Source organism: Acidovorax sp. SRI_002 (assembly GCF_057586455.1).
In genome coordinates, this window is the sequence record NZ_JBYCZW010000001.1 from 580,392 (window position 1) to 606,101 (window position 25,710).

At 65.4% G+C, this 25,710-nt stretch carries 23 protein-coding genes; 14 read left to right on the plus strand and 9 right to left on the minus strand.

What is annotated here, in order from left to right; genetic code table 11:
• Positions 1-15: 15 nt before the first annotated feature.
• From rsfS to AC2YJX_RS02605, 4 genes are all read right to left on the minus strand, one after another.
• Complete coding sequence (gene rsfS / locus AC2YJX_RS02590; protein WP_487255206.1) at positions 16-885, minus strand: ribosome silencing factor; 870 nt, start codon at positions 883-885, stop codon at positions 16-18.
• A gap of 194 nt (positions 886-1,079) precedes the next feature.
• On the minus strand, positions 1,080-2,051 hold the full coding sequence (gene hemF, locus AC2YJX_RS02595; RefSeq protein WP_487255207.1) for an oxygen-dependent coproporphyrinogen oxidase: 972 nt from the start codon (positions 2,049-2,051) through the stop codon (positions 1,080-1,082).
• Complete coding sequence (gene purD, locus AC2YJX_RS02600) at positions 2,051-3,331, minus strand: phosphoribosylamine--glycine ligase (RefSeq protein WP_218299826.1); 1,281 nt, start codon at positions 3,329-3,331, stop codon at positions 2,051-2,053. Before purD ends, hemF begins: the two co-directional genes overlap by 1 nt.
• A gap of 230 nt (positions 3,332-3,561) precedes the next feature.
• Entirely contained in the window at positions 3,562-4,281 is a 720-nt protein-coding gene (locus tag AC2YJX_RS02605; protein WP_010458745.1) for a YebC/PmpR family DNA-binding transcriptional regulator, read from the minus strand.
• 79 nt (positions 4,282-4,360) lie between these two features.
• On the opposite strand from AC2YJX_RS02605, the gene AC2YJX_RS02610 reads away from it, so the two are divergent.
• The 5 genes from AC2YJX_RS02610 to upp all read left to right on the plus strand — a co-directional run bounded on the left by AC2YJX_RS02610 (position 4,361) and on the right by upp (position 9,852).
• A complete protein-coding gene (locus AC2YJX_RS02610) occupies positions 4,361-5,881 on the plus strand; it encodes a helicase HerA-like C-terminal domain-containing protein (RefSeq protein WP_228895723.1) in 1,521 nt (506 codons plus the stop codon).
• Between the two features lie 188 nt (positions 5,882-6,069).
• Positions 6,070-6,876 (plus strand): glycine-rich domain-containing protein, encoded by an 807-nt coding sequence (locus AC2YJX_RS02615; RefSeq protein WP_487255208.1) that lies wholly within the window; start codon positions 6,070-6,072, stop codon positions 6,874-6,876.
• Between the two features lie 166 nt (positions 6,877-7,042).
• On the plus strand, positions 7,043-7,885 hold the full coding sequence (locus tag AC2YJX_RS02620) for an enoyl-CoA hydratase-related protein (protein ID WP_487255209.1): 843 nt from the start codon (positions 7,043-7,045) through the stop codon (positions 7,883-7,885).
• 144 nt (positions 7,886-8,029) lie between these two features.
• Positions 8,030-9,022, plus strand: a complete 993-nt coding sequence (locus AC2YJX_RS02625) for a threo-3-hydroxy-L-aspartate ammonia-lyase (RefSeq protein WP_436129159.1) — start codon at positions 8,030-8,032, stop codon at positions 9,020-9,022.
• 182 nt (positions 9,023-9,204) lie between these two features.
• Positions 9,205-9,852 carry a uracil phosphoribosyltransferase gene (gene upp / locus AC2YJX_RS02630; protein ID WP_121420316.1) on the plus strand — a complete coding sequence of 216 codons (648 nt, stop codon included), beginning with the start codon at positions 9,205-9,207 and terminating at the stop codon, positions 9,850-9,852.
• A 62-nt stretch (positions 9,853-9,914) separates the two neighbouring features.
• On the opposite strand, the gene AC2YJX_RS02635 is transcribed toward upp, so the two are convergent.
• Positions 9,915-10,454, minus strand: coding sequence for a hypothetical protein (locus tag AC2YJX_RS02635; protein WP_436129158.1), 540 nt, complete (start codon positions 10,452-10,454; stop codon positions 9,915-9,917).
• 366 nt (positions 10,455-10,820) lie between these two features.
• On the opposite strand from AC2YJX_RS02635, the gene AC2YJX_RS02640 reads away from it, so the two are divergent.
• The 7 genes from AC2YJX_RS02640 to AC2YJX_RS02670 all read left to right on the plus strand — a co-directional run bounded on the left by AC2YJX_RS02640 (position 10,821) and on the right by AC2YJX_RS02670 (position 17,973).
• The gene (locus tag AC2YJX_RS02640; RefSeq protein ID WP_121420318.1) at positions 10,821-11,831 is read left to right on the plus strand and encodes a BMP family protein; all 1,011 of its coding nucleotides are present in this window, start codon (positions 10,821-10,823) and stop codon (positions 11,829-11,831) included.
• A gap of 139 nt (positions 11,832-11,970) precedes the next feature.
• Positions 11,971-12,936 carry a 5'-methylthioadenosine/S-adenosylhomocysteine nucleosidase gene (locus AC2YJX_RS02645; protein WP_436129157.1) on the plus strand — a complete coding sequence of 322 codons (966 nt, stop codon included), beginning with the start codon at positions 11,971-11,973 and terminating at the stop codon, positions 12,934-12,936.
• On the plus strand, positions 12,937-14,493 hold the full coding sequence (locus AC2YJX_RS02650; protein ID WP_487255210.1) for an ABC transporter ATP-binding protein: 1,557 nt from the start codon (positions 12,937-12,939) through the stop codon (positions 14,491-14,493).
• Positions 14,494-14,512: 19 nt separating this feature from the next.
• Positions 14,513-15,571, plus strand: coding sequence for an ABC transporter permease (locus AC2YJX_RS02655; protein ID WP_487255211.1), 1,059 nt, complete (start codon positions 14,513-14,515; stop codon positions 15,569-15,571).
• Positions 15,572-15,830: 259 nt separating this feature from the next.
• Positions 15,831-16,754, plus strand: a complete 924-nt coding sequence (locus tag AC2YJX_RS02660) for an ABC transporter permease (RefSeq protein ID WP_487255212.1) — start codon at positions 15,831-15,833, stop codon at positions 16,752-16,754.
• Positions 16,751-17,224, plus strand: a complete 474-nt coding sequence (locus AC2YJX_RS02665) for a hypothetical protein (RefSeq protein ID WP_487255213.1) — start codon at positions 16,751-16,753, stop codon at positions 17,222-17,224. Before AC2YJX_RS02660 ends, AC2YJX_RS02665 begins: the two co-directional genes overlap by 4 nt.
• Before the next feature lie 11 nt (positions 17,225-17,235).
• A complete protein-coding gene (locus tag AC2YJX_RS02670) occupies positions 17,236-17,973 on the plus strand; it encodes a helix-turn-helix domain-containing protein (RefSeq protein ID WP_121506203.1) in 738 nt (245 codons plus the stop codon).
• A gap of 64 nt (positions 17,974-18,037) precedes the next feature.
• Here AC2YJX_RS02670 and AC2YJX_RS02675 read toward each other — a convergent pair whose 3' ends face one another.
• Entirely contained in the window at positions 18,038-18,430 is a 393-nt protein-coding gene (locus tag AC2YJX_RS02675; protein ID WP_121506202.1) for a VOC family protein, read from the minus strand.
• Positions 18,431-18,555: 125 nt separating this feature from the next.
• Between AC2YJX_RS02675 and AC2YJX_RS02680 the strand changes: the two genes are divergently transcribed.
• On the plus strand, positions 18,556-19,830 hold the full coding sequence (locus tag AC2YJX_RS02680) for an amidohydrolase family protein (protein WP_487255214.1): 1,275 nt from the start codon (positions 18,556-18,558) through the stop codon (positions 19,828-19,830).
• Between the two features lie 58 nt (positions 19,831-19,888).
• On the opposite strand, the gene AC2YJX_RS02685 is transcribed toward AC2YJX_RS02680, so the two are convergent.
• From AC2YJX_RS02685 to AC2YJX_RS02695, 3 genes are read right to left on the minus strand one after another with little or no spacing between them, the layout of a single operon-like run.
• Complete coding sequence (locus tag AC2YJX_RS02685; protein WP_121420325.1) at positions 19,889-21,022, minus strand: ABC transporter permease; 1,134 nt, start codon at positions 21,020-21,022, stop codon at positions 19,889-19,891.
• A gap of 1 nt (position 21,023) precedes the next feature.
• Entirely contained in the window at positions 21,024-23,795 is a 2,772-nt protein-coding gene (gene rbbA / locus AC2YJX_RS02690; protein ID WP_487255215.1) for a ribosome-associated ATPase/putative transporter RbbA, read from the minus strand.
• Positions 23,792-24,859, minus strand: a complete 1,068-nt coding sequence (locus AC2YJX_RS02695; protein ID WP_487255216.1) for an HlyD family secretion protein — start codon at positions 24,857-24,859, stop codon at positions 23,792-23,794. Before AC2YJX_RS02695 ends, rbbA begins: the two co-directional genes overlap by 4 nt.
• A gap of 154 nt (positions 24,860-25,013) precedes the next feature.
• Between AC2YJX_RS02695 and AC2YJX_RS02700 the strand changes: the two genes are divergently transcribed.
• Positions 25,014-25,670, plus strand: coding sequence for a hypothetical protein (locus tag AC2YJX_RS02700; protein ID WP_121420328.1), 657 nt, complete (start codon positions 25,014-25,016; stop codon positions 25,668-25,670).
• The last annotated feature ends 40 nt before the right edge of the window (positions 25,671-25,710 follow it).

A 25,710-nucleotide genomic window follows, 5' to 3' on the forward strand; every position in this document is an offset into this window, starting at 1 on the left:
GGGCCGAGGCTGCAATCACTTGCGGCCCGGTGCCCTCTTGGCGGCGGGCTTGGCGGCTGCTCCGCCGCGTGCGGGTGCGGGCTTGGCGGCAGCGGTCTTGCTACGTGGGGCCGATGGCTTGACGACCACGGTCTTGATCGGTGCCTTGGTCGCTGCGGGCTTCTTGGCGGCAGTGGCTGGCTTTGCGGGCATCTTGGCCGGTGCGGCCTTGGCACTGCTGCTTTTTGCGGGGGTCTTGGCTGGGGCCTTGGAGATGGCTTTGGCAGGTGCTTTTGCGGTTGTCTTGGCGGCAGGTTTGGCAGCTGATTTAGCAGGTGCGGCAGCGGACTTGGCAGCTGTTTTGGCCACGGCCTTGACCGTAGCCTTGCCCGACCGGGCCGGCACGGCTGGTGCGGCTGCCTTTTTGGCGGTCGCCTTGCCAGCGGCCTTGGCGTCGGACTTGGCAGCCTTCTGGGCCGACTTCTTTTCGGCCAAGTCCGTGGCAGCGCTGGAAACAGGCTTGGCGGCACCCAGCTTCAGGCGCACGGGCGTATCGCCCCAAAGCTCTTCCAAGCGGTAATACTGGCGGATGGCGGGCTGCATGATGTGCGCCACGGCGGCGCCGCAGTCCACGATGATCCATTCGCCGTTGTCTTCGCCTTCGATGCGCGGCTTGGTAAAGCCCGCTTCTTTCACCGCGTCGCGTACGCTGGCGGCCAGGGCCTTGGTCTGGCGGTTGGAGGTGCCCGATGCCACGATCACCCGTTCAAACAGCGGCGAGAGATGCTCGGTGTTGAAGACCTGGATGTCTTGCGCCTTGACGTCTTCCAGTCCATCAACGATGGCGCGCTGGAGTTTGGTAACGTCTTTTTTGGCGGCGGTTTCCGATTTGGTGGAGGTGGTCATCAGGCGGTGATTAGAGAGGAAATGGAATCAATATAGCGTGCAACGCAGCGCGCAACCAGTGGGGCTGCGCCTTGGGTGTTGCGCAGCTGTTGCGCGTTGGCGCTGCGTCCGTTTGAGGTGTTTTTGGCCTCTTGCGCTGGTGTGAAAAGCGCGGGCAGCTATTGAAATTATAGCTTTTGCGCTTTTCAAGGCTTTCAAGCCGCTGCAGCAGACTCGCCACCGAGCCAGTCGCGCCGCAGCAGAAAGCGCTGTGTGAGATCAGCTTCGGCGGAATCGGCCGCATCCGAACGCTGGTACGACCACGCCACCAGCGGCGGCATGGACAGCAAAATGGACTCGGTGCGCCCACCCGACTGCAGGCCAAAATGCGTGCCCCGGTCCCAGACCAGGTTGAACTCCACATAACGGCCGCGGCGGTAGAGCTGGAAGTCCCGCTCGCGCTCGCCGTAGGGCGTGCCCTGGCGCTTTTCCACGATGGGCAGGTAGGCCTTCAAAAAGGCGTCGCCCACCGACTGCGTCATCGCCAGGCTTTGCTCAAAGCCCAGCTCGGAGAAGTCGTCATAGAACACGCCACCCACGCCTCGCTGCTCGCTACGGTGCTTGAGGTAGAAGTATTCGTCACACCACTGCTTGAAGCGCGGGTACTTGTCGTCACCAAAGGGTGCCAAGGCATCACGGCAGGTGCGGTGAAAGTGCACCGCATCTTCCTCAAAGCCGTAGTACGGCGTGAGGTCCATGCCACCGCCAAACCAGCAGGTCGGCGCTTGCCCAGGGTGACCAGCCGCGATCATGCGCACGTTCATGTGCACCGTCGGCACGTAGGGATTACGCGGGTGGAACACCAGCGACACGCCCATGGCCTCGAACGGTGCGCCCGCCAGCTCGGGCCGGTGCTGCGTGGCCGAGGGTGGCAGCTGGGGGCCGCGCACATGGCTGAAGCCGCAACCCGCGCGCTCGAACACGCGGCCGCCTTCCATGATCTTGGTGATGCCGTCGCCCTGCAACGGCTCACCGGGCGGCTTGCTCCAAGCGTCGGCCAAAAAACGTGCGCCGCCCTCGCCTTCCACGGCTTCGAGCGCGTCGGTGATGCGCGCCTGCAGACCCACCAGATAGCCGCGCACCCTCGCCACTGTGTCGGCGGGGTTCAAGTTCTGAACGTCCGCCATCAGCTCTTGAGTGCTCTGAAGCCGATATCGCGGCGGTACTGCGCACCATCGAACTGGATGCCGCGCGCCACGTCATAGGCACGCTGCTGCGCCTGCTTGACGCTGTCGGCCAGCACCGTCACGCACAACACACGGCCACCGGTCACGCTGACCACGCCATCTTTGAGCTGCGTGCCCGCATGGAACACCACGGCATCGTCCGCCTCGGCTGGCAGGCCGGTGATGGGGTCACCCTTGCGCGGGTTCTCCGGGTAGCCATGGGCGGCCATGACCACGCCCAGTGCGGTGCGGCGGTCCCATTGCAGTTCCATCTGGTCGAGCTTGCCGTCAGCGGCAGCAGCCATCACGTCGCTGAAGTCGCTTTTCAGGCGCATGAGGATGGGTTGCGTCTCGGGGTCGCCCATGCGGCAGTTGAATTCGAGCGTCTTGGGCTGGCCCTTGGCGTCGATCATCAGGCCGGCGTACAGGAAGCCGGTGTAAGGGATGCCGTCCTTTTCCATGCCACGGATCGTGGGCAGGATGATTTCGCGCATGGCGCGGGCATGTACATCGGCCGTGACCACGGGAGCGGGCGAATACGCACCCATGCCGCCGGTGTTGGGGCCTTCGTCGCCGTCTTTGAGGCGCTTGTGGTCCTGGCTGGTGGCCAGGGCCAGCACGTTCTTGCCGTCGCACAGCACGATGAAACTGGCTTCTTCGCCTTCAAGGAATTCCTCGATCACCACACGCGCGCCACCTTCGTTGTGGGTCACGCCGTATTTGTTGTCCACCAGCATGAAGTCCACAGCATCATGGGCCTCCTGCAGCGTCATGGCCACGACCACGCCCTTGCCTGCAGCCAGGCCATCGGCCTTGATGACGATGGGCGCGCCCAGCCGGTCCACAAATGCGTGGGCCGCAGCCGGGTCGGTGAAGGTATCGTAGTCGGCCGTGGGGATGCCATGGCGGCGCATGAAGGCCTTGGAAAAGGCCTTGGAGCTTTCGAGCTGGGCAGCAGCCTTGGTGGGGCCGAAGATGCGCAGGCCATTGGCACGGAACTCATCGACCACACCCGCCGCCAGTGGCGCTTCGGGGCCCACCACCGTCAGTGCGATCTTTTCGGCCTGCGCCCACACACGCAGTTCGCGCACGTCGGTGATGGCCACGTTCTCGAGCTTGGAGTTCAGCGCGGTGCCGCCATTGCCAGGCGCCACATACACCTTGGTCACCTTGGGGGACTCGCTCAGTTTCCACGCCATCGCGTGTTCACGGCCGCCGCCACCAATCACAAGTACTTTCATAGGAACCTTTGGTGAACCTCTGCTTGGCACTACGCCACAGCTCAGGGGCTCGTAAAAAAAACTCTATCGCGACTGATCGCGCTGCTCGCTACATACAAAACCGTTGAAACTGGCACGACCCAAGCCCGTGCCCCCGCGCAAGGGCCGCCCCGCCGCGCTGGGGGCGTCCCCCTCCCGCAAGCGCAGCGCAGCGAGAGAGGGGGAAGCGGCGCAGCCGCTCAGGGGGAGCTTCACAATGCAGCGTTGTGGTAGACCTCCTGGGTATCGTCCAGGTCCTCCAGCACATCCAGCAGCCGCTGCATGCGCGCCGCGTCGTCGCCCGTCAGTTCGATGGTGTTTTCAGGCCGCATGGTCACGCCCGCCACTTCGGGCGTCAGGCCTGCCGCTTCCAGGGCATTCTTCACGGCTTCAAAGTCGGCGGGGGCGGTCAGCACCTCTACTGCGCCGTCGTCGTCGGTCACCACGTCTTCGGCCCCCGCCTCCAGCGCCACTTCCATCACCTTGTCTTCGCTGGTGCCGGGGGCAAAAATCAGTTGGCCGCAGTGCTTGAACTGAAAAACCACCGAGCCCTCGGTGCCCATGTTGCCACCGTGTTTGCTGAACGCGTGTCGTACTTCGGCCACGGTGCGCACCCGGTTGTCGGTCATCGTGTCGATCATGATCGCTGCGCCACCAATGCCATAGCCCTCGTAGCGGATTTCCTCGTAGGTCAATCCCTCGGCGTTGCCCGTGGCCTTGTCGATGTTGTACTTGATGCGGTCGGCGGGCATGTTGGCCGCCTTGGCCTTGTCCACCGCCAGGCGCAGGCGGGGGTTGGCAGACAGGTCGCCGCCGCCCGAGCGGGCAGCCACAGTGATTTCACGAATGATGCGGGTCCAGATCTTGCCGCGTTTTTCATCCTGGCGCCCTTTGCGGTGCTGGATATTCGCCCATTTACTGTGTCCTGCCACGAGAAGTCCTTTTGTATTGATTTAATCTAGTCGGTGGATTTTACTTTTTGCCGAACCCGTACCCCCGAGGAAACCCGAAATGGCCGAACCCCTGCTGATTGCCAAGCACGACAAGATTGAATGCCACCTGCTTCCCGGACTGGCCAACCGCCACGGGCTCATCACCGGAGCCACCGGCACGGGCAAGACCGTCACCTTGCAGACGCTGGCGGAAAACTTCTCGCGCATTGGCGTGCCGGTGTTCATGGCCGACGTGAAGGGCGACCTGACCGGCGCCAGCCAACCCGGCAAGATTGGCGACAAGCTGGCGGCAGTGCTCAAGGAGCGGGGCCTTCCCCTGCCCGCCCCCCTGGCCTGCCCCACCACGCTGTGGGACGTATTTGGCGAACAGGGCCACCCTGTGCGCGCCACGGTGTCGGACATGGGCCCGCTGCTGCTGGGCCGCATGCTCAACCTGAATGAAACCCAGCTGGGCGTGCTCAACCTGGTGTTCAAGATCGCCGACGACAACGGCATGCTGCTGCTGGACCTCAAAGACCTGCGCGCCATGCTGCAGTACGTAGGCGACAACGCCAAAGAGTTCACCACCGAATACGGCAACGTGAGCGCCGCCAGCGTGGGCGCCATCCAGCGCGGGTTGCTGCAGATTGAGCAGCAGGGCGGCACGCAGTTCTTTGGCGAGCCCATGCTCAACATCCAGGACTTCATGCAGACCGTGGACGGCCACGGCGTGGTCAACATCCTGGCGGCCGACAAGCTCATGAACTCGCCGCGCCTGTATGCCACCTTCCTCTTGTGGATGCTGTCTGAGCTGTTCGAGCAACTGCCCGAGATCGGCGACCCCGAGCAGCCCAAACTGGTGTTCTTCTTCGACGAGGCCCACCTGCTGTTCAACGAGGCGCCGAAAGTGCTCATCGAGCGCATCGAGCTGGTGGTGCGCCTGGTGCGCTCCAAGGGCGTGGGCGTGTACTTCGTCACGCAGAACCCGCTCGACATCCCCGACAGCGTGCTGGCCCAGCTGGGCAACCGCGTGCAGCACGCGCTGCGCGCCTTCACTCCGCGTGATCAGAAGGCCGTGAAGGCCACGGCCACCACCATGCGGCAAAAGCCGGGCCTCGATATCGAGACCGCCATCACCGAACTGGCCGTGGGCGAGGCGCTGGTGAGCTTTCTGGACGCCAAGGGCCGCCCGAGCGTGACCGAGCGCGTGTTTGTGCTGCCACCCGGCAGCCAGCTCGGCCCCATCACAGCGCAGCAGCGCCAGGTGCTGGTGGCCAACTCACTGGTGGCGGGCGTGTACGAAAAGGTGGTGGACCGCGAGTCAGCCTACGAAAAACTCAAGGGCCGCGCCGCCGAAGCCAGTGCGCAGGCACCTGCCAATGGCAAAGGTGCACCCGCCAACACGGAAGACAGCGGCGGCGGCCTGATGGGCGGCCTCAACGACGTGCTGTTTGGCAGCACCGGCCCGCGCGGCGGCAAACGCGACGGCTTGGCCCAGACCATGGCCAAGTCAGCGGTGCGCACCATGGGCACCACCATTGGCAAGGAAATCCTGCGCGGGGTGCTGGGTAGCATCTTCGGCGGCAGCAAGCGCCGTTGAGCACAGGCGGGCACAGATTCCGCCCCCCCGCTCAGCGCCTCCAAGCGCGGCCCCATCACGGCAGCTTCGGCATGCGATGGTGCTGCGGGTAACCCTCCCGTGACCATCTGGCGACACCACCCAAAGTGTCATCAATCAGTCACCAAACAGCCGTGAAATCGCCACACAACAACAAAAAAGGAGGGACGATGAAGCGCATTGAAAACGTTCTGCTGTGGTGGGGAAGCAAGGTCGTGCTGCTGGCGATTGCCGTGTGGGTGGCCGCCATCGTCGGGATCTTCGCGGGCGCCTGGCGCCTGCGGTGGCCCTGGATTCTGTATTTTTTGGCCACAGTCATCATCATCGCCCTGGTGATCCAGTGGACCAACGCGGTACGCCAGCGCTATATCCGCGAGGCCCCCCTGCCCCGCTTTCTGCAGCGCAAGCTGCGCGAAACCTACCCCCACCTGAGCACCCGCGACTGCGAGCTGGTCGAACGCGGCCTGCGCCAGTTCTTCATGGCCTGCCTGCGCGGCAACAAACAGTTTGTGGCCATGCCCTCCAAGGCGGTCGACGCGCTGTGGCATGAGTTCATCCTGCACACCCAGGCCTACAAAGCCTGGTGCCACAACGCCCTGGGCTTCTTTTTGCACCACACACCCGCCGAGGCGCTGGGTAAAAAGGCGCGCCACAACGATGGCCTGCGCCGCTGTTGGTACTGGGTATGCAAGGAGGAGTCCATCGACCCCAAGGCCCCCAGCCGCCTGCCCCTGCTGTTTGCGCTGGATGCCAAGTTCGCCATTGCAGGCGGCTTCTCCTACGTGCCCGACTGCTCCGACATCGCCCGCAAGAGCGCCGCGGGTGGCAGTGGTGGAGACAGCTACTGCGGCACCAGCTTCTCGGACGGCAGCTACAGCGGCAGCTCGGGCGACTTTGGCGGCGCCGAAAGCTCGGATGGAGGTGGAAGCGACGGCGGAGGGGATGGCGGCGGCTGTGGTGGCGGGGGCGGCGATTGACAGACTGTGCCTGTAGACGTCCGCCGCCCGTTCTGCCGCACGCGCGCAAAAGCACTCATGTTTTCATAGCTGCCAGCGCTTACCAGATAAGCGCTGGCAGCCAAAATAGCTCAGAGTCACCCAGGCGACGACCCGACCTGCATTCACCGGTCTACAGTGGCACCCCATGAACACCCTCACCTGCTTTTCCCTCAGCATCACCGACCACGTGGCCCATCTGGTGCTGAACCGCCCCGAGGCCATGAACACCATGCACCCCACCTTCTGGCGTGAGCTGGACGAGGTGCTGGCCCAGCTCAACAAGGCGGGCGAAGCGCGGGCGCTGGTCATCAGCAGCACCGGCAAACATTTCAGCGCAGGCATGGCGCTCGAAACCTTTGGCGGCGCCATCACCATGGACGACCAGAGCCCCGAGGGCCGCGCCGCCATCTTTGACCTGCTGACCGACATGCAGGCCACCTTCACCCGCATCGAAAGCCTGCGCATCCCCGTCATCATGGCCGTCCACGGCGGTTGCATCGGCGGCGCGGTGGACATGGTGACGGCCGCCTGCATCCGCTACGCCACGGCAGACACGTTCTTCTGTATCCAGGAGATCAACATCGGCATGGTGGCCGACGTGGGCACGCTGCAGCGCCTGCCCAAGCTGATCCCGCTGGGTGTGGTGAAAGAGCTGGCCTACACCGGCCGCCGCCTGAGCGCAGCCAAGGCCCTGGGCTACGGACTCGTCAACGAAGTGTTCGAGACCCAAGAAGCGATGCTTGCCGCCGCGCTGCAGTGCGCGCAAGAGATCGCCAGCAAGCCGCCCGTGGCCATCTGGGGCACCAAACAGGCCGTGAACTACGCCCGCGACCATTCGGTGGAAGACAGCCTGCGCCAGATGGGCTGGCTGCAAGGCGCCATCTGGAGCAACCAGCATGTGCGCGAGTCGGTCACGGCGATGAAGCAAAAGCGCGCGGGCGACTTCCCGGCACTGACGCCGCTGCAACGGTTCAGCGAGCTGGGCTGACCCGCCATCAACCATCAAAATCTATAGCTGTTCGCGCTTGCCACACAAGCGCGTAAGGCCATTTTGGCTTGAAACCACGCGACAACCCGCTATCATCCGAGGGCTGAAGGGGCAAGCGTTTGCCCCGCCACCAGGGATGCCGCCATGACCTTGCCCAGCCTCACCCCGCCCACCTACGACGACGTGGCCGCCGCCGCGCACCGGCTCAAGGGCATGGCGCACCACACGCCGGTGCTGCGCTCCACCACCGCCGACGACCTGCTGGGTGCGCAACTGTTCTTCAAATGCGAGAACCTGCAGCGCACCGGCGCCTTCAAGTTCCGGGGCGCCTTCAACACCCTGGCCCAGTTTACCGATGAGCAGCGCGAGCGCGGCGTGCTGGCTTTTTCGGCCGGCAACCACGCGCAGGCCATCGCGCTGTCGGCCCGGATGCTGGACATGCCCGCCGTCATCGTCATGCCCGCAGACGCGCCCGCCTCCAAGATGGCGGCCACACGGGCCTACGGCGCCCAGGTCGTCACCTACGACCGCTACACCGAAGACCGCGAAGCCATCAGCCGCCACCTGGCGCTGGAGCGCGGCATGACGCTGGTCCCGCCGTTTGACCACCCGCACGTCATTGCGGGCCAGGGCACCGCCGCCAAAGAACTGTTTGAAGAAGTGCCCGACCTGGACTACCTGTTTGTCTGCGTGGGCGGTGGCGGCTTGCTGGCAGGCAGCCTGCTGGCCGCGCAGGCCCTGGCACCCCAGTGCCGCGTGGTGGGTGTCGAGCCCGAAACGGGCAACGACGCCCAGCAGTCGCTGCGCGCCGGGCACATCGTGCGCATCCCCACGCCCCACACCATCGCCGACGGCGCGCAAACCCAGGCGCTGGGCGAGCTCACCTTCCCCATCATCCGCGACCATGCCGAAGACATCATCAGCGTGAGCGACGAACAGCTCATGCAATCCCTGCGCTTCTATGCCGAGCGCATGAAGATCGTGGTGGAGCCCACCGGCGCCCTGGCCTATGCGGGTGCGCAGGCCTTCTCTGGCGCTGACAACGGAGGCAAGCTGCTGCACGGTGAGCGCGTGGGCGTTCTCATCAGCGGCGGCAACGTTGACCTGGCGCGCTATGCGCGGTTTCTGGCGGACTAGCCCGCGCCCCCCTGAGTCGCCTGCGGCGCCTTCCCCTCAAGAGGACGCCGCCAGTGGCCTGGCGAAGCCAGTTCCACGGCGTCCACTGGCCTGGGCCGCGCCAGTTTTTACGGGCGCTGGCGCAAGTACCGTCAAAATACCGCCACCCCTTTCATTTCTACCTGTAGACCATAGGCCTCGCCATGAGCACTGCCAGCACCAACAACAACGTCACCGTCATCACCCACCCCCTCGTCCAGCACAAGCTCACGCTCATGCGCCGAAAGGACGCCAGCACCAACAGCTTTCGTCGCTTGCTGGGGGAGCTAAGCACGCTGATGGCGTATGAAGTCACGCGCGACATGCCGCTGCAGGACATCGAGATTGAAACCCCGCTGGAGACCATGACCGGCAAGGTCATCGACGGCAAGAAGCTGGTGCTGGTCTCCATCCTGCGCGCGGGCAACGGGTTCCTGGATGGCATGCTCAACGTGGTGCCCGGCGCCCGCGTGGGCCACATCGGCCTGTACCGCGACCCGGCCACGCTGCAGCCCGTGGAGTACTACTTCAAGATGCCGTCCGAAATGGACGAGCGCGACATCATCGTGGTGGACCCCATGCTGGCGACCGGCAATTCGGCCTCCGCCTGCGTAGACCGCCTGAAAAAGCTCAACCCCCGCTCCATCAAGTTCGTCTGCCTGCTGGCCGCCCCCGAAGGCATCGCCACCATGCAAAAGGCACACCCCGACGTACCTATTTTCACCGCAGCGATTGACCGCGAACTGAGCGACCACGGCTACATCCTGCCGGGCCTGGGCGATGCGGGCGACCGGATTTTTGGCACCAAATAGGCCACGCACCGCAAAAAAGCCCCGCAAATGCGGGGCTTTTTTGATACTGCGGGTACCGCAGTTCAGCAGATGGCTCCAGGGAGTTGCTGCATGCACTGGTGCGAGGTTGTGTTCGAACGGCCGGGTGCGGGTGCGTTTGCCTTTGCCGTAACCGAGCCAGCCGCTAGGCCTTTCACCACGGCATCCCCGGTCTGAAGCGATCGGTCGAACACCAGCGACTCGCCAAATACCAGCTCCACCCAGGTCGGGTAGGTGTAGGCTGTACCACGGTTATGGTCCACCACTGCGCCGATGACGCCGCCAAGGACGATATTCCCCGCCATCCCGCCATTGGGGCGGGATATCAAACGTGCGTTGGCTGGCTGCTCTCCATTCTTCGTGCAGACGATCGTCATATCGCCCGCTGAACGGCGCAGTGCCTCCGTGCCACCAGACTTGAAGCTTGTCGATCCATAGTCGTTAGTTGCCACACAGTCGGCGCCAGCTACCACCGCGCCACTCTTTTGCCTTGTATCCACGCGGACGCCGTGGGTGGTGTCGTTCGTTACCGAAGCACACCCGACCAACGTCATTGCGGTTGCCACTGCCATCAATGCTTTCACAAGAATTCCTCCCAAGTCATTTTGTAGTCACACACAAGCGCTTCGGGCGAGTTCAGGGGAACCTCGCAAGGCCCCGTCTTCAGCGCCGCCCCCGGCATCCATCCAACGAATTCAAGGGACACCTGAAAACTCCCCGCGCCGTCTCGTACCAGCCAGCCGGTCCAGACGCCCTCATTCGAGCGCAGGATGGTAGTGCGAGAAATACGCTCGACAGCGATGGGCTTGCGAACTTCGGGGGCTACCGAAACACAATGTTCTAACGCTTGCATCTTGCAATCAAGATACCGCCATGCCCTTTGTGTGCATACTTATTGCTTGGACCCGAGCGCACATCCCCTTTTGTTGCATTTCACAAGGACCCCAACCATGACCACTCGCCGCATCTTCACTGGCAGCCTGCTCTGCACCTCCATGGCCCTGTCCACAGCCCTGACGCTCGCACCATCACTGGCCACAGCGCAGTCCAAGCTCAAGGTCGCGGCGATCTACACGGTGCCCTTCGAGCAGCAATGGGTCAGCCGCATCCACAAGGCCCTGAAAGCCGCCGAAGCACGTGGCGAGATCGAATACAAAGCCAGCGAGAACGTCAGCAACGCCGACTACGAGCGGGTGATGCGCGAATACGCGACCGGCGGCAACCAGCTCATCCTAGGCGAAGCCTTTGCGGTGGAAGCCGCCGCCCGCAAGGTGGCCAAGGATTTCCCCAAGACGTCCTTTCTGCTCGGTTCCTCCGGCAAGCCGCAGGCGCCCAACTTCAGCGTGTTCGACAACTACATCCAGGAACCCGCGTACCTCAGCGGCATGGTCGCGGGCGGCATGACCAAGACGAACAAGATCGGCATGGTGGGCGGCTTCCCCATCCCCGAGGTCAACCGCCTGATGCACGCCTTCATGGCGGGCGCCAAAGAGACCAATCCCAAGGTCGAGTTCACCATCACCTTCATCAACAGCTGGTTTGACCCGCCCAAGGCCAAGGAAGCCACCTTTGCAATGATCGACAAAGGCGCCGACGTGCTCTACGCCGAGCGCTTTGGCGTGAGTGACGCGGCCAAGGAGAAGGGCAAGCTCGCCATCGGCAACGTGATCGACACCCAGCCGCAGTACCCCGACACGGTGGTGGCATCGGCCATCTGGCACATGGAGCCCAGCATCGACCGTGCGCTCAAGCTGGTCAAGGAAGGCAAGTTCACCGCCGAAGACTACGGCCCGTACTCGATGATGAAGCACAAGGGCTCTGAACTCGCGCCGCTGGGCACGTTCGAGAAGAAGGTGCCCGCCGACATCGTGGCCAAGGTCAAGGCGAAAGAGGCCGACATCCTGGCGGGCAAGTTCACCGTAAAGGTAGACGATAGCCAGCCGAAATCGACGGCCAAGTAAGCACTGAATGTGGCGGGCACCCACCCTGCCCGCCCCTGTTCCAGTCTGTGCACAGGCCACCTCAGCAAAGCGGTGGCCTGTTTGTTTTTTCGCGTTGACTGCGCGCACCGCTGTTCTTCTTTGACGAGGCACCACACCCATGCAATCCCTCTCCGCCGCCAAGCCCTCCCTGATCTCCCGGTGCACACGCCTGCTGGGCGCCCTCACCCTCGCCGCCGTGGTGGCAGGCTGTGCCGCTACCGCGCCCGGCAAGACGGCGGTGCGGCTGGACGACACGCCCCGCATCGCCGTCATCTCTGCCTTCGCCCCCGAGCTGACCGTGCTGCTGCCCCAGGTGCAGCAGGCCGCCAAACACAGCATCAACGGCGTGGAGTTCACCACCGGCACGCTGGAGGGCAAGCCTGTAGTGGTATTCCTCTCCGGCATCAGCATGACCAACGCGGCCATGAACACGCAGTTGGTGCTGGACCGCTTCAACGTGAGCCATGTGGTCTTCAGCGGCATTGCGGGCGGCGTCAACCCCAGCCTGCACATTGGTGACGTCACGGTGCCCGCGCAGTGGGGGCAGTACATGGAATGGCTGATGGCGCGTGAAGACAAACCCGGCCAGTACAGCGCCCCCGCCTGGATGAAAAGCGAGCTGACGATGCCCGCCTTCGGCATGATGCACCCGCGCCCGGTCGAAGTGCGCTCGGCAGCCCAGCCCAAGCTCTCCAAAAAGTTCTGGTTTGAAGCTGACCCGAAGATGCTGGCCACCGCCCGCAGCCTGCAGAACGTGGGCCTGGAACACTGCCTGGCCGCCACCTGCCTGAAGCAGCGCCCACAACTGGTGGTGGGCGGCAACGGCGTATCGGGCCAGGCCTTTGTGGACAACAAGGCCTTCCGCGAATACGCGTTCAAGACCTTCGAGGCCAACGTGCTCGACATGGAAACCGCCGCCACCGCCATGGTGGCGCACAGCAACGGCGTGCCCTACATCGCGTTCCGCTCGCTGAGCGATCTGGCGGGCGGCGGCGAGGGCGAAAACGAAATGGGCACCTTCATGGGCCTGGCGGCGGCCAATTCTGCCAAGGTACTGCGCGCGTTTCTGGCGGCCTGGAAATAGATGGACTCCACCACAGCGCCCGTCCTGCGCCTGTCGGGCATCACCAAGCGCTTCGGCAAGCTCGTCGCCAACGATGCCATCAGCCTGACCCTCGCACGCGGCGAGGTACTGGCCCTGCTGGGCGAAAACGGCGCGGGCAAGTCCACGCTGATGTCCATTTTGTTCGGGCACTACGTGGCCGACGAAGGCAGCATCGAAGTCTTCGGCCAGCCCCTGCCGCCCGGCCAACCGCGCGCGGCGCTGGCGGCGGGCATTGGCATGGTGCACCAGCACTTCACACTGGCCGACAATCTCACCGTGCTGGACAACGTGCTGCTGGGCAGCGAGCCGCTGTGGCAGCCTTTCTCGCGCCGCAGCGAAGCGCTGGCCAAGCTGCTGGCCGTGTCGCAGCAGTTTGGCCTGCCAGTGAGCCCCGATGCGAAGGTCGGCAGCCTCTCGGTGGGCGAGCGCCAGCGAGTCGAAATTTTGAAAGCGCTCTACCGGGGCGCCCGCATCCTGATCCTGGATGAACCCACTGCCGTGCTCACCCCGCAGGAGAGCGAGGCACTGTTCGACACCCTCGCTCAGATGGTGGCGCAAGGCCTGTCCATCATCTTCATCAGCCACAAGCTGGGCGAGGTGCTGCGCGTATCGCACCGCGTGGCCGTGCTGCGCCAGGGCAAACTGATGGCCGAGGCGCCTGCACAGGGCACTACCCAGGGGCAGCTCGCGCAATGGATGGTGGGCCATGCCATCGAAGCCGCCAAGCGCCGCCCCGCAAAGAATGTGGGCGAGCCCATCTGCGTCCTGACCCACGTGAGCACAGCCCCCACCGGGCGCGACCGGTTAAACGATGTGTCCCTGGCCCTGTGCGCAGGCGAGATCGTGGCGATTGCAGGCGTGAGCGGCAATGGCCAGGTGGCGCTGGCCGATGTGTTGTGCGGCGTGCGCAACACCACATCAGGCCAAGTCATGCTGCGTAGCGCACCGCTGCCAGCCCGGCCCGCGTGGCTGGTCGGCCAAGGCGTGGCCCGCATCCCCGAAGACCGGCACGCCGTGGGCGTGGTGGGCGATTTGCCGGTGTGGGAGAACGCGGTTTCCGAACGCCTGCGCAGCCACTGGTTTGCGCACCCGTGGTTCCGCGCCTTCTGGATCAAGCGCGGCGCTGCACGACAGCATGCCGAGCGGGTGGCCAAGACTTTTGACGTACGCGGCGGCGGGCCGGATGCGCCTGCGCGGTCGCTGTCGGGCGGCAACATGCAAAAGCTCATCCTGGGCCGGGCGCTGATGCCGCCACAGAATGGCGCGGGCAACACCGCGCCCGCCCCCCAGCTCATCGTGGCCCACCAGCCCACCTGGGGGCTGGACATTGGCGCGGTGATGTTTGTGCAGCAGCAGCTCATCAACGCTCGCGACAGTGGTGCTGCGGTATTGCTGATCTCCGACGACCTAGACGAAGTGCTGGCGCTGGGTGACCGCGTGGCAGTGATGCACGACGGGCACTTGAGCGAGGCCCGGCCCGCAGAAGACTGGACGCGCGAAGCCATCGGCCTTGCCATGGCCGGTGCGACCCACTGAGCGACAACAAGAAAAATCCATGAGACTCGAAAAACGCAACCACACCTCCCCCGCCGCCTATGTGCTGGCACCGGTGGGCGCCGTGGTGTTCACATTGATCGTCAGCGCCCTGCTGGTGCTGTGGGCTGGCGCCCCCGTGGGCCAGACCTATGCGCTGCTGCTGCAAGGCGCGTTCGGCTCAGTGTTCGCACTGACCGAAACCCTCACCCGCGCCACGCCGCTGATCCTGACGGGGCTGGCGGCCGCAGTGGCCTTCCGCGCCCGGCTGTTCAACATTGGGGCTGAAGGTCAGCTCTATGCAGGCGCGCTGGCCGCCGTGGCCGTGGGCGGCATGCACGGCGGCACGGGACTGGAGTGGTCGCCCTACCTGCTCTTCCCACTCATGATGCTGGCGGCTGCGCTGGCCGGGGCCGCGCTGCTGCTGGGCCCGGCGCTGATGAAGGCGCGGCTGGGGGTGGACGAGGTCGTCACCACGCTGCTGCTCAACTTCATCATGCTGCTGCTGGTGTCGGCCCTGCTGGATGGGCCGATGAAAGACCCGCTCTCCATGGGCTGGCCGCAGAGTGTGGCGCTGCAGGGCGACCTGGAACTTTCCAAGCTGGTGCCGCAGACGCGGCTGCACACGGGGCTGCTGTGGGCCATCTCTCTGGCCGTGATGCTGTGGGCGCTGCTGGCGCGCACGGTGCCGGGGTTTGACATCCGCGCCGCCGGGGCCAATGCGCGCGCTGCAGCCTTCGCAGGCGTGCCCATCACCCGCACCGTGGTGCTGGTCGCCCTGCTCTCGGGCGGGCTGGCGGGGCTGGCGGGGGCTATCGAGGTGGCGGGCCGCACGGGGTATGTAACGCTCGACATGTCGCCCGGCTACGGCTACAGCGGCATTGTGATTGCCATGCTGGCGGGGCTGAACCCGCTGGGCGTGCTTGCGGCGGGCACCTTTGTGGCGGGCGTGCTGGTGGGTGCCGACAGCATGAGCCGTGCGGTGGGCGTGCCGACCTACATTGCGGATGTGATCGTGGCGACCTCGCTGATCGCAGTGCTGGTGGCGGGGCTGCTCACCCAATACCGCGTGAAGAAATGAGACACCCCCTGAGCCGCTTCGCGTCTTCCCCCTCTCCTTCGGGAGGGGGACGCCACCCGTGGCCTGGCAAAGCCAGTTCCACGGTGGCACTGGCTTTGGCCGCGCCAGTTGCGTCATGCAGAGGTCGAAGGAAAGCACCACTCGCAGCCAAGATGACTCTCTGCTTCGTTCAGAAATTCAAGCCAAATTGGCCTCTAGCGCTTATCTATCAAGCGCTAGCAGCTATCAAAATCAAAGTAACCAGCACCGAGGCGGGCACATGACCGAACTGCTCGACATCCTCGCCAACCCCGCGTTCTGGATCGCCACCCTGCGCGTGGCCACGCCGCTCATCCTGGGCACGCTGGGGGTGCTGCTGTGCGAACGCGCGGGTGTGCTCAATCTGGGCATTGAAGGGATCATGGTGGCTGGCGCCTTTACCGGCTGGCTGGCGGTGTACGCGGGTTATGGGCTGTGGACGGGCGTGCTGGTGGCGGCGCTGACCGGGGCGGTGTTCGGGCTGCTGCACGCGTGGCTCACGGTGGGGCTGGCGCTGTCGCAGCATGTCTCAGGCCTGGGCATCACGCTGCTGGCCACGGCGCTCAGTTACTACGGATATCGCGTGAGCTTCCCCAAAGTGAACACACCACCCACCATCGAGCCGTTTGCGCCGATGGAGTGGCTGGGCATTCCCATCCTGTCTGCGCAGACGCCGCTCACGCTGCTGGCCCTACTGCTGGTGCCGCTGCTGGCCTGGGTGCTGCTGCGCACACCGCTGGGATTGGCCGTGCGCATGGTGGGCGAGAACCCGCAGGCGGCCGAAGGCCAGGGCATCTCGGTGGCGGCCACACGCACGGGCGCCATCGTGGCGGGCTCGGCGTTGATGGGCGTGGCGGGGTCGTTCCTCACGCTGTCGGCGTTCAACGCGTTCTTCTTCAACATGATCAACGGCCGGGGCTGGATCTGCGTGGCGCTGGTGGTGTTTGCGTCGTGGCGGCCCGGCAAGGCGTTGCTGGGTGCGCTGCTGTTTGCGTTTTTTGATGCACTGCAGTTGCGGCTGCAGCAGGCGGGGGATGCATGGCTGCCGTACCAGGTCTATCTGATGCTGCCCTACCTGCTGTCGATCCTGGCGCTGGTGCTGGTGGCGCGCAAGGCGGCGTATCCGCAGGCGCTGATGAAGCCGTATCGCAAGGGAGAGCGATGAAGCTTGTTCCACATACTTTTGTCCGTTGGCTGGCCCCGGCTCTGCTGGCCTGCGCGGGCCAGGCCCACGCACTGGGGATGGAGATGCCGTATGAGTCCTTTGCCACTGCACCCGATGTGGACTGGATTAAGGTCTGTGGCCAGTGGCCCGCGCCCGAGCAGCCCGGAGAAAGCCGCGGCATGTATCGCATCGTGCACGCCACACGCTACGCGCAGTCGTTCTTGTACTTGCAGTGGATCGTGCGCGACAGCACCGATAGTGCCACCGAGGTCCACTCCGAGAGCTTTGCGCAGATCAACAACGACCACGCCTCCCTCACGCTGAGCCAAATGAACTGCCAGGCCACGCGCCGAGGCATTCGTTTTACGGCCCGGGCGGAGTCGGGCCATGGAGACCGTGCTTTCCGCATCACCATCGATGCAGGGCACAAGCCAGGCGATGTGCGTTTTCGCACTACTCAGAAGCGCTGAGCCCCTCGACCATGCCCGCCACACCGGTTCATCCCATCGCACCTGCTGCGCTGCCACCCACGGTACTGGCGCGTTGGCAGTTCGACACCACCGACGCCAACCCCACCACGGTGTTGCCCGACGGCTGCAGCGACCTCATCCTGCATACCAATGCGCGCGGCCAGTCTGCCTGGCATATCTCTGCATTGGCCGATGCTGCAATGGTCGTGCCGGGGCCTGCGGGCGAACAATGGCTGGGCTTTCGCCTTGTACCGGGCACCCGCATTGACACACCAGCCTTGTTGAGGTCTGCACAAGCTATCTGGCAGCAAGCCCAGCACCGCGCAGGGCGGCCCTCCTTCAGCTTGGCCGGTGGTGGCACAACGGCGCCGGAAGCCTTGTTGCTGGAAGCCATCGACCAGCACACCCGCGCGGACCCGCGTGCGCAAGAAGCGCTCCGCTCGCTGGCGCATTGCCGCACCGTAGGCGCGGCGGCGCACAGCCTGGGAGTCTCAGAGCGCAGCCTGGAGCGCCTGACCCAACGTACCACCGGCCAAACGCCCCGCTTCTGGCGCGCCCTGGCCCGCGTGCGCAGAGCAGCACAGGCCTTGGGCACTGTGCAACCGCTGGCCGAAATTGCGGCGGATCACGGCTTTGCCGACCAGGCGCACTTCAGCCGCGATTGCCTGCGCTGGCTAGGGCAAACACCTGCGTCATTGCGCGGCGCACCGCAACTGCTGGCCACGGTGGCACAGGCGGGCTATGCCTGATTGTTGTGTGCACTTGGCGCTGATGACAGGGCGACGCTGCCAGCGCAGAAGTGATCCCCACAGTTCAAGCGGCCGGCGGCCCCACAGGCGTGCACAGCTCCACCAGCGCCCCGTTGATATCCGCCACATAGGCCACGGTCTGGCCCCAGGGCATCTGCTCCGGCGCCTGCACCAGGCGCGCACCGGCATCCACCGCGCGCTGCACAGCGGCGGCCACGTCGGCCGTGGTGAACGCGATCTCGAAACTGGGCGCATCGGCCGACGCGCGCTGCGGGTTCTTGCCCAGCTCGGCCATCAGCCGCAGCGACGAGAAGGCCAGTGCGGTGGCGCCGGTGTCCAGCTCGCCAAAGTCGCCTGCCTCGTGCACAAAGCGGCGAGCAAAGCCGAAGGCAGCTTCGTAAAAAGCGATGGTTTTTGGAACGTCTTCGACGTAGAGAATCGTGTAGCCAAATTGCATGAGAGCTGCCTTTGTAAGAATGGATGCGCTAAAACGTTGATGCGCAAAGCGAGACCCAGAGCTTAGGCACAGAGCCCGCTCACGTCTTGAAAAAACCCGACACTACTACCTGAACCGCCCACGCCATGCTCGACCTGCTCATCACCCACGTCACCCTGCCCGATGGCCGCCAGAACATGTCCATCGCCGTGCAGGACGGCCGCATTGCCGAAGTGACCGAGGGCCTGCAAGCGCCCGCGCATGAGACGGTAGATGCCGGTGGCATGCTGGTGAGCCCGCCGTTTGTGGATGCGCATTTCCATATGGATTCGACCCTGAGCTATGGCCAGCCGCGCGTGAACGAGAGTGGCACGCTGCTCGAAGGCATTGCACTGTGGGGCGAGCTCAAGCCGACGCTGACGCACGAGGCCATCGTAGAGCGCGCCCTGCGCTATTGCGACATGGCCGTGGCGCGCGGACTGCTGGCCATTCGCAGCCACGTGGACACGAGCCACCCCAGCCTGCTGCCCGTGCAGGCCCTGCTGGATGTGAAACAGCGCGTGGCGCCCTACCTGGATTTGCAGCTCGTGGCCTTCCCGCAAGACGGCGTGCTGCGCGCGCCGGGCGGGCTCGACAACCTGAAACGGGCTCTGGATATGGGCGTGGACGTGGTGGGCGGCATTCCTCACTTCGAACGCACGATGGCCCAGGGGGCCGAGAGCGTGAAGATCCTCTGCGAGCTGGCCGCCGAACGCGGCAAGCGCGTGGACATGCACTGCGACGAATCCGACGACCCGCACTCGCGCCATGTCGAAACCCTGGCTTTTGAAACCCAGCGCCTGGGCCTGCACGGCCGGGTGACGGGCTCGCACCTCACCTCCATGCACAGCATGGACAACTACTACGTGAGCAAGCTCATCCCCCTGATGGCCGAGGCCGATCTGGGCGTGGTGGCCAACCCTCTCATCAACATCACCTTGCAGGGCCGCCACGACACCTACCCCAAGCGCCGGGGCATGACCCGCGTGCCCGAGCTGATGGCTGCGGGTCTCACCGTCGCTTTCGGCCACGACTGCGTGCTGGACCCCTGGTACAGCGGCGGCAGCGCAGACATGCTGGAGGCCGCGCACATGGGCCTGCATGTGGGCCAGATGACCAGCCAGGCCGCAATGCGGCAGTGTTTTGATGCGGTGACGGTAAACCCCGCGCGCCTGCTGGGTCTGGAGGGCTATGGCATGGCGCCCGGCTGCCATGCAGACTTCGTGCTGCTGCACGCACGCACCCCTGTCGAGGCGATTGCGTTGCGGGCCACCCGCCTGGGCGTATGGCGGCGGGGCCAGCGGCTCGCCAGCAGCCCGGTACCCGTGGCGCAACTGCACCTGCCGGGGCGGCCCTGCAGCGTGGATTTCACGTCCAATTAGCCCCTGGCGCTTATCCAACAAGCGCAACATGCTACAAATTCAATAGTATCCCAAGCATCTACGCCATGCGCGCAATCGTCTTGCGAAACCGCGCCAGCGCCAGGCTGAACAGCACCGCCCCAATGCCCAGCAGCCACACCAGCGACGGCCACACCACCGCCCAGCCCGCGCCCCGGTAGAGGATGGCCTGGGCCAGTTCGGTGAAGTGCGTGGTGGGCGCCAGCGCCATCACGTACTGCACCCACAAGGGCATGCTCTCGCGGGGCGTCATGCCGCCCGACAGCATCTCCAGCGGCATCATTACCAGCACCATCAGCAGCCCGAACTGCGGCATGCTGCGCGCCACCGTGGCCATGAAGATGCCCATGGACGTGGTGGCGAACAGATGCAACGTGGCCCCCAGCAGAAACAGCGGCACCGAGCCCTCGATGGGCACGCCAATCGCCCAGCGGATCACCGCCGTGAGCGACACCCAGGTAGCGACCAGCACCACCAGCGCCATGGCCCAGACCTTGGCCAGCATGATCTCGCCCGGGGTGACAGGCATGACCAGCAGGTGCTCCACTGTGCCATGCTCGCGTTCGCGGATCAGCGCGGCGCCGGTGAGGATGATGGAGAGCATGGTCACAATGTTGATCAACTCCATCAGCGACCCAAACCACGCAGGGTTGAGCGCCGGGTTGAAGCGCGAGCGCACCGTCAGCTCGATGGGTTGCTCGGCCACGGTGCGGTCGCGCTGCACGAACTCCGCCACCTCCAGCTGCACGATCTGCTGCACCGCCCCGTTGGCCGCAAACGCCTGCCCCATGCGCGTGGCGTCGATGTTGAGCTGCACCTGCGGCACCCGGCCCGCCAGCACGTCGCGCTGGAAATGGGCGGGAATATGCAGCACCAGCGTGAAGCGGCCAGCATCCAGCAACGGGTCTACCTCGCGCATGCTGATCATGGCGGGGCGTGTGAACTGGGGCGCATAAAACGCCGTGGCGATGCGCCGGGACAGCGCCGAGTCGTCCTCGTCCACGACGGCAATGGGCACGTGGTACAGCGTCTCAGGCTGCGCCATGCCCGCCGAGTACACCGCCAGCGTGGTGGTGTAGACGATGAGGAACAGCATGGCCGGGTCGCGCCACAGGCTCCACAGCTCCTTGATGCCTAACCGAAATATGTTCGACCACCGGCCACGCAGTGCCATGTCAGGTCTCCTGCTTTTTGAGGAGCGCAATGGCGGTGCCGATGATGATGGGCACCGCCACCAGCATGGGCCAGAACTCGGCCTGCAAATCCTGCAGGCCCAGCGCCTTGTTGAACACGCCCCGGCTGATGGTGAACATGTGGCTGGCCGGGTAGGCCTCTCCGAACCAGCGCGCAAAGCCCGTCATGGACGACACGGGGTTGATGAGCCCCGCAAACTGCACGGCCGGAATAATCGTGCCCACCATGGCAAAGAACATCGCCGCAATCTGACTGCGCGTGACGGTGGAGGCCAGGAGGCCCATGCCCGTGGAGCACAGGCTGAACACCACGGCGGCCAATGTCAACGTGGCAAAACTTCCCGTCATCGGCACGCCAAACACCGTCACCGCTGCCAGGCACATCAGGCCAAAGTTGAACAGCGCCAGCAGCACATAGGGCAGCTGCTTGCCCAGCATGAATTCGGTGCGTGTGGTCGGCGTGACATACAGGTTGATGATGGAGCCCAGCTCCTTCTCGCGCACCACGGCCAGGGCCGTGAGCATGGCGGGCAGCATGAGCAACAGCAGCGGGATCACGGCAGGCACCATGGACGGCAGGCTGCGCACGTCGGGGTTGTAGCGGTAGCGCGGCTCCACCTCCAGCAGGCCCCGGGGCACCACGCCCGTGCGGCTGCGGCTTTGCTCCACCAGCCATTGCTGGTGCAGGCCCTGGGCGTAGCCGATGACGGTTTCGGCGCGCTGCGGCATGGCGCCGTCCACCCAGGCGCCGATCTGCACCGGCTGGCCGCGTGCCACGTCGCGGGCAAAGCCGGGCGGGATCTCCAGCGCCAGCGATATCTCGGCGGAGCGCATGCGCGCATCCAGCTCGGCATAGGTGGTGATCGGCGGCTGCTCGGTGAAGTAGCGCGAGCCCGCCAGGTTCAGCGTATAGGCGCGGCTCAGCGCGGTCTGGTCGCGGTCCAGCACGGCAAAGCGCAGGTTCTCCACGTCCATGCTGATGCCGTAGCCCATCACGAACATCAGGATCAGCGAGCCGAGCAGCGCCATGGCGCCCCGCACCGGGTCGCGGCGCAGCTCCAGCGCTTCGCGCCACTGGGTGCTGTGGATGCGGGCCAGGCTCTGGCGCAGGCGGGTGGGCCAAGTGGGTGCATTGGGCGCGGACACCGGCGATAGCGCAGTGGGGCCCGAAGCCGCCACGGACACAGGAGCGTGGGCCGTGCCCGCAGCATCTTCCAGGTAGCCGATGAAGGCTTCTTCCAGCGTGGCGGCGCCGCGCTTGGCCACGATCTCCTGCGGCGCAGCGCTTTCCAGCACACGCCCTGCGTGCATCAGCGAGATGCGGTCGCAGCGCTCGGCCTCGTTCATGAAGTGGGTAGAGATGAAGATGGTGACCTTGTCGCGCCGCGCCAGCTCCACCATCAGGCGCCAGAAGTTGTCGCGCGCCATGGGGTCCACGCCCGAGGTGGGCTCGTCCAGGATCAGCAGCTCGGGCTGGTGCACCATGGCCACGGCCAGCGACAGGCGCTGGCGCATGCCCAACGGCAGCTTCATGGGCAACGAACTGCGCACGGCCTGCAGGTCAAAGCGCTCCAGCATGGCCGCCACGCACGCGGGCACCTCGACCTCGGGCACGTGGAACAGGCGGGCATGCAGCACCAGGTTCTGCTCCACCGACAGCTCGCTGTACAGCGAGAACGCCTGCGACATGTAGCCCACGCGCCGCCGCGTGGCCATGTCCTTGGGGTCCACCGGCTGGCCAAACAGCCAGGCCTGCCCGTCGCTGGCAGGCAGCAGGCCGGTAAGCATCTTCATGGTGGTGGACTTGCCGCAGCCATTGCTGCCCAGAAAGCCAAAGATCTCGCCGCGCTGGATGCGAAAGCTCACATGGTCCACCGCCACAAAGTCGCCAAACCGCATGGTGAGGTCGCGCGCCTCGATGGCGACGTTGGTGGCATCGCCAGCCTGCGACCGGTCCAGCGGCGGAATCTGCACCGCCTGGTGGCCCCGGCGCTTGGCCTCGGGCAGCAGTGCCACAAAGGCCTGCTCCAGCGCATCATGCCCGGTGCGGGCCATCAGCTCGGCAGGCGTACCCGTGGCCAGAATGTGCCCTTCGTCCATGGCCACCAGCCATTCAAAGCGCTGCGCCTCTTCCATGTAGGCCGTGGCCACGATCACGCTCATGCCCGGCCGCGCTGCGCGGATGCGGCCGATCAGATCCCAGAACTGCGCGCGCGCCAGCGGGTCCACGCCGGTGGTGGGTTCGTCCAGGATGAGCAGGTCGGGGTCGTGGATGAGTGCGCAGCACAGGGCCAGCTTTTGTTTCATGCCGCCCGAGAGCTTGCCCGCTGGCCGCGCCAGAAACGGATACAGCCCCGTGCTGCGCGTGAGTTCATCAATGCGGCGGCGCCGCTCGGCCGCGTCGTGCCCGAACAGGCGGCCAAAAAACTGCAGGTTCTCTTCCACCGACAGCGTGGGGTACAGGTTCTTGCCCAAACCCTGGGGCATGTAGGCGATGCGGGGGCACACCCGGCTGCGGTGGCGGCTGTGGGCCATGTCGCCGCCCAGCACCTCCACCGTGCCCTGCTGCACCGCGCGGGCGCCCGCCACCAGCGCCAGCAGGCTGGACTTGCCCACGCCATCCGGCCCGATCAGGCCCACCATGCGGCCCGCGGCCACTTCCAAATCGATGTCTGCGAGCGCCACCGTGCGCCCGTAGCGCTGGCCCACGCCACGCAGGCGGGCCACGGGTGCCGCGCTGCCGGGGAGGTTCACTGGCCGGCCTTGACAGCGAGATTAGCGGGCCATTCCACTGCGGGATCCACCCGCAGCCAGGCCACGCCGGGCAGGCCGGTCTTGACCTGGTCCTGGTGGCGCAGCAGCAGCGCCTTGTCGATCTGCGCACGCACGCGGAACATGAGCTTCTGGCGCTCGCTGGCGGTCTCCACCGTCTTGGGGGTGAACTGTGCGGTGCTGGCGACAAACGAGACTTCTGCAGGAATCACAAAGCCCGGTGCAGCATCGAGCACGATGCGCACCTCGCTGCCCAGCGCCACGCGGCCCGCCACGGTCTCGGGCAAGAAGAAGGTCATGTACACGTCGCTCAGGTCCACCAGCTGCAGCACCCGTGCGCCCGCGCCCACCACCTCGCCGGGCTGCACCACGCGAAACTGCACGCGGCCGTCGCGCGGGGCCTTGAGTTCACTGTCGGCCAGCTCCACATCGATCCGCGCGAGCGTGGCCTGAAGCGCGCGCACGTTGGCCTCGGCACTGGTCACCTGCGTGCGGGACGCGCCAATACCCGCCTGTGCGGCCTTGGCCTGTGCTTTGGCAGCGGTCACAGCGGCCTGCTGGCTGCGCACCTTGGCGCGGTCGTCGTCGAGCAACTGGCTGGAGAAAAAGCCTTCGCGCGCCAGCTGCTCAGAGCGCGGCAGGCGGCGGCGGGCGGTGTCGAGGTCGCTCTCGCGCTGGGCCACCACGGCCAGCGCGGCCTGGTAGTCGCTTTCGCGCTGGGCCACCTGCACCTGGGCGCTGCTGATGGCCAGCTGTGCCTGCTGCAGCCGGGCCACGGCCTCTTCGCGCTGGGCCTGCAGGCCGTCGATCTGCATGCGGGCCAGGGGCTGTCCCGCTTTCACAAAGTCGCCCTCGGCCACCAGCACCTCCGGCACCCGGCCCGCCAGCTTGGTGGCCACGGCGATCTCGGTGGCCTCAATGCGGCCGTTGCCGCTCACAAAACCGGGGCCTGGCCCCTGGGCCTGCCAGGGCGCCCAGCGCAGCAGCAGCCATCCCCCCAGCAGCACCACGGCCAGGGCCGCGGCGATCTTCCATTGCTTGCTCATGGTCCATCCTTGTGGGCACATGGGCCCATCGGGGGATGGTAGCTTTGCACTCCACGTTGCCCCAAGCTGCAGCACGCCCTCTCTTGACCTGCATCAATCGTCCCCCCAACATCCGGCTTGCACCGGCCGCGCGTGGCTCTCGCAACCGAAACCCATGACCGCCTTCACCCCCCCGCCCCTTTCCGACACCCTGGCCTGGCTGCTGGGCCGTCCTGTCAGCGCCGAAGACGGGCTGACGGAAGATGAACTGGCTGCCGCAAGCCATCGCCTGGGGTGCCAGGTGCCCCCTGCCCTGCGCGCTTACTACGCCGCCGTGGGCAGGCGTGCCGATTTGATGGCCGGTTTTCAGCGGTTTGCGCCGCTGCAGGATTTGGAGTGCCTGGGCGACAAGCTGCTGTTTCTGGAAGAAAACCAGGCCGTGTGCTGGTGGGCCACCGATGCGCAGCAGCGGGTATGGCAAACCACCGACCTGGACGCCCCCGACTGGCACGAGGAAGACCTGGGCCTGGATGCGTTTTTGCACACCATCGCCTACTACCAGATGGCCCAGGGTGGCTACCCGTTCTGCGGCATGCGCGCGTGCCATGGGTTCTCAACGCAGGGGGACCTGGCAGCGCTGCTGCACGCCATGCAGGCGCAGGCCGTGGTGGATGTAGCGGGGCTGCGCATCTTCACCGTGGGGCCGCAGGCGCTGGTGTGGTACCTGCATGCCGAGGGGGAGCTTGCAGAGCCGGGCTTGTTCCTGAGCGCCCTGGACGCCGATCGCTTTGAGGCGCTGTGCGCCCAGTGGGACTTTGACGATCTGGGCTGATCTGACAATCAGAAAATGTTAAGAAAAATGGCTCCAGCGC

Coding starts and splice junctions, on each gene's coding strand:
- AC2YJX_RS02700 (WP_121420328.1), top strand. CDS start 25,014: ATGACCGCCTTCACCCCCCCGCCCCTTTCCGACACCCTGGCCTGGCTG.
- AC2YJX_RS02695 (WP_487255216.1), bottom strand. CDS start 24,859: ATGAGCAAGCAATGGAAGATCGCCGCGGCCCTGGCCGTGGTGCTGCTG.
- purD (WP_218299826.1), bottom strand. CDS start 3,331: ATGAAAGTACTTGTGATTGGTGGCGGCGGCCGTGAACACGCGATGGCG.
- AC2YJX_RS02625 (WP_436129159.1), top strand. CDS start 8,030: ATGACCTTGCCCAGCCTCACCCCGCCCACCTACGACGACGTGGCCGCC.
- rsfS (WP_487255206.1), bottom strand. CDS start 885: ATGACCACCTCCACCAAATCGGAAACCGCCGCCAAAAAAGACGTTACC.
- AC2YJX_RS02685 (WP_121420325.1), bottom strand. CDS start 21,022: ATGGCACTGCGTGGCCGGTGGTCGAACATATTTCGGTTAGGCATCAAG.
- AC2YJX_RS02650 (WP_487255210.1), top strand. CDS start 12,937: ATGGACTCCACCACAGCGCCCGTCCTGCGCCTGTCGGGCATCACCAAG.
- hemF (WP_487255207.1), bottom strand. CDS start 2,051: ATGGCGGACGTTCAGAACTTGAACCCCGCCGACACAGTGGCGAGGGTG.
- AC2YJX_RS02610 (WP_228895723.1), top strand. CDS start 4,361: ATGGCCGAACCCCTGCTGATTGCCAAGCACGACAAGATTGAATGCCAC.
- AC2YJX_RS02620 (WP_487255209.1), top strand. CDS start 7,043: ATGAACACCCTCACCTGCTTTTCCCTCAGCATCACCGACCACGTGGCC.
- AC2YJX_RS02660 (WP_487255212.1), top strand. CDS start 15,831: ATGACCGAACTGCTCGACATCCTCGCCAACCCCGCGTTCTGGATCGCC.
- AC2YJX_RS02670 (WP_121506203.1), top strand. CDS start 17,236: ATGCCCGCCACACCGGTTCATCCCATCGCACCTGCTGCGCTGCCACCC.
- AC2YJX_RS02645 (WP_436129157.1), top strand. CDS start 11,971: ATGCAATCCCTCTCCGCCGCCAAGCCCTCCCTGATCTCCCGGTGCACA.
- upp (WP_121420316.1), top strand. CDS start 9,205: ATGAGCACTGCCAGCACCAACAACAACGTCACCGTCATCACCCACCCC.
- AC2YJX_RS02675 (WP_121506202.1), bottom strand. CDS start 18,430: ATGCAATTTGGCTACACGATTCTCTACGTCGAAGACGTTCCAAAAACC.
- AC2YJX_RS02680 (WP_487255214.1), top strand. CDS start 18,556: ATGCTCGACCTGCTCATCACCCACGTCACCCTGCCCGATGGCCGCCAG.
- AC2YJX_RS02665 (WP_487255213.1), top strand. CDS start 16,751: ATGAAGCTTGTTCCACATACTTTTGTCCGTTGGCTGGCCCCGGCTCTG.
- AC2YJX_RS02640 (WP_121420318.1), top strand. CDS start 10,821: ATGACCACTCGCCGCATCTTCACTGGCAGCCTGCTCTGCACCTCCATG.
- AC2YJX_RS02655 (WP_487255211.1), top strand. CDS start 14,513: ATGAGACTCGAAAAACGCAACCACACCTCCCCCGCCGCCTATGTGCTG.
- AC2YJX_RS02615 (WP_487255208.1), top strand. CDS start 6,070: ATGAAGCGCATTGAAAACGTTCTGCTGTGGTGGGGAAGCAAGGTCGTG.